Origin of the sequence: Hydrocoleum sp. CS-953, from assembly GCF_002260545.1 — a bacterium.
In the GTDB taxonomy this organism is placed as follows: domain Bacteria; phylum Cyanobacteriota; class Cyanobacteriia; order Cyanobacteriales; family Microcoleaceae; genus Trichodesmium.
The window spans coordinates 1-2,490 of the sequence record NZ_LGSU01000224.1 but is presented as its reverse complement, the minus strand read 5'-3'; the positions used below and the strand labels follow the sequence as shown (position 1 = coordinate 2,490).

At 33.9% G+C, this 2,490-nt stretch carries 2 protein-coding genes; both read right to left on the bottom strand.

What is annotated here, in order from left to right; translation table 11 throughout:
• Window positions 1-377: 377 nt before the first annotated feature.
• The gene (locus AFK68_RS01905) at window positions 378-920 is read right to left on the bottom strand and encodes a YfbK domain-containing protein (RefSeq protein ID WP_094671197.1); all 543 of its coding nucleotides are present in this window, start codon (window positions 918-920) and stop codon (window positions 378-380) included.
• A gap of 12 nt (window positions 921-932) precedes the next feature.
• Window positions 933-2,179: VWA domain-containing protein (locus AFK68_RS44070; protein WP_143437421.1), on the bottom strand; the 1,247-nt coding region annotated here is incomplete at its 3' end.
• Window positions 2,180-2,490 lie beyond the last annotated feature (311 nt).

Sequence of the window (2,490 nt, the reverse complement as noted above, 5' to 3'; positions counted from 1 at the left end):
TCTCTTGCAAAAAGTCAGTATATTTAGCAGCAAGTTCGAGAAGAGCATCCTCGGATTTTCCGGAAAGAGTTAATAATACTCTAGGTCTGAAAATGGGGCCGAAAAAAATACAATCAACCTTTGTTTCAACCAGATAACCCTAAAATCCCAGATTCAAGTTCTTCTCCTAAAAAAGTAGGAGAATTTTTGAATAAAAATCGAACAGAATCTTGTTCTATTCAAGATGTTTAAAAATAAACTTAAAATGATATAAGTTCCTCAATTAAGCCTAATCAAAAAATCCCACTACTCCTTTCACAAGAGAGTGCGGGATAAAAGCCACAAATTGTGGTATACATTAATCTATGATGAGGTATTTTTTACCTAAAATTCCTCATCTACTTTTTCTCCATCAATTTCTGACTACTTTCAACCATATTAATAAACTCACTCCGATAACCCTCTAAATCTAAACCCTTCGACTCATTTGCCAACTTCAACACTTTACTAAAACTAGCATCACCTTTATATTCAGAATCTCGCAAAATCATTCCATACTCAGCCACAGCAGCAGCAAATTTAAAATTATTAGAAGCATCATTTAAACTTACTCCCTTATCAACAACTGGCTGTTTTATTAACTCAGAAGTTGTACCCTTTGGCTCCTTATAACGCAACTTTACTAACATTAATTCATCACTATTATAAGCTGCCTCATCAACTTGATTATCTTGATATCTCAACTCATCAACTCCCGGCAAATTCACATTACTTTCTACTCCCACAGGAATAATTTCATAAAGTGCCGTAACCGAATGTCCTGCACCTAACTCTCCCGCATCTTTTTTATCATCATTAAAATCTTGAGAACGTAACAGTCGATTTTCATAACCAATTAAACGATAAGCTTGTACTTTTGCGGGATTAAATTCCACTTGAATTTTGACATCTTNGCCGTAACCGAATGTCCTGCACCTAACTCTCCCGCATCTTTTTTATCATCATTAAAATCTTGAGAACGTAACAGTCGATTTTCATAACCAATTAAACGATAAGCTTGTACTTTTGCGGGATTAAATTCCACTTGAATTTTGACATCTTTAGCGATAGTTAGTAGAGTTCCTCCCATCTCAGTCACTAACACTTTTTTCGCTTCCAAAAGATTATCAATATAAGCATAATTCCCATTTCCCTTATTAGCCAACTGTTCCATTTTGGCATCTTTAAAATTACCCGTACCAAAACCAAGCACCGTCAGAAAAATTCCTTCATCTCGATAATTTTCGATCATTCTGACTAATTCAGCATCGCTAGAAACTCCCACATTAAAATCTCCATCAGTCGCCAGAATAACTCGATTATTTCCTGAAGATTGATAAAACCTTTTAGCTAAATCATAAGCAAGTTTAATTCCTTCACCTCCAGCAGTCGAACCTCCAGCTTCGAGGTTATTAATTGCTGCGATAATTTTATCTTTTTCGTTGCCATTTGTAGGAGGTAAAACTACTCCTGCTGCTCCAGCATAAACAACTATTGAGACAGTATCTTTTTCTGTTAGTTCATCTACCAATAATTGAAAAGCTGATTTGATTAAGGGTAGTTTATTGGCATTATTCATCGAACCAGAAACATCCAAGAGAAAGACTAAATTACTAGGAGGTAAATTTTCTGTAACTATATCTTTGCCTTGAATACCAATATGAACTAATTGATGTTGACTATTCCAAGGAGAATCAGAAATTTCTGTCGTAATAGAAAAGGGATTATTTGCTTTTGGTTGGGGATAGTCGTAAGTAAAATAATTTATTAATTCCTCAATTCTTAGAGCATCTTTTGGTGGTAGCTGACCTTGAGTAATAAAGCGACGTAAATTACTATAAGATGCTGTATCTACATCAATAGAAAATGTGGAGAGGGGATTATTTTTTACTACTTTAAAAGGGTTGTCATTAATCAGATTATATTCTTCTGTATTTGAGATTGGTTCTAGACTAGAATCTATTTGAGATTCTGCGATTGAAGTTGGTACACCTTGTCGTAATACTATATCTTCTGAAACTCTTACATTTTTTGCTGATTCTGAAGCGAACCTTGCTGTTTTTCGTTGACTGCCACAACTTATTAAAAGTAGTAAAGGTAAAAAACTTAGTAATAATTTGACTGGTAAAATCGGGTTAAGGGTGATGTTTTTACTTTTCATTATATCTACTTTATTTGTCAATATATGTCAAGACAATTTTTGCTAAAAAATAATAGTTAGATTCAGCAAGTTGGCATAGACTACAACAAAGAGAGTTCCCTTTCCGTAAAATTTATAATAATTACTCACCTGACTACTAACTTCTAAGTTCTAAATAAGTTGTAACATTTTATGGTAGGGGTTTGGTCTCCAAACCCTTTATTATATTGCGTTTGGAGACCAAACCCCTACAGTTCTTTTTCACAGATTATTTACGATTGCTGTAGTCGTGACTAGAAATAACTTGAATCTCATTTTTTCGGATTCAAATT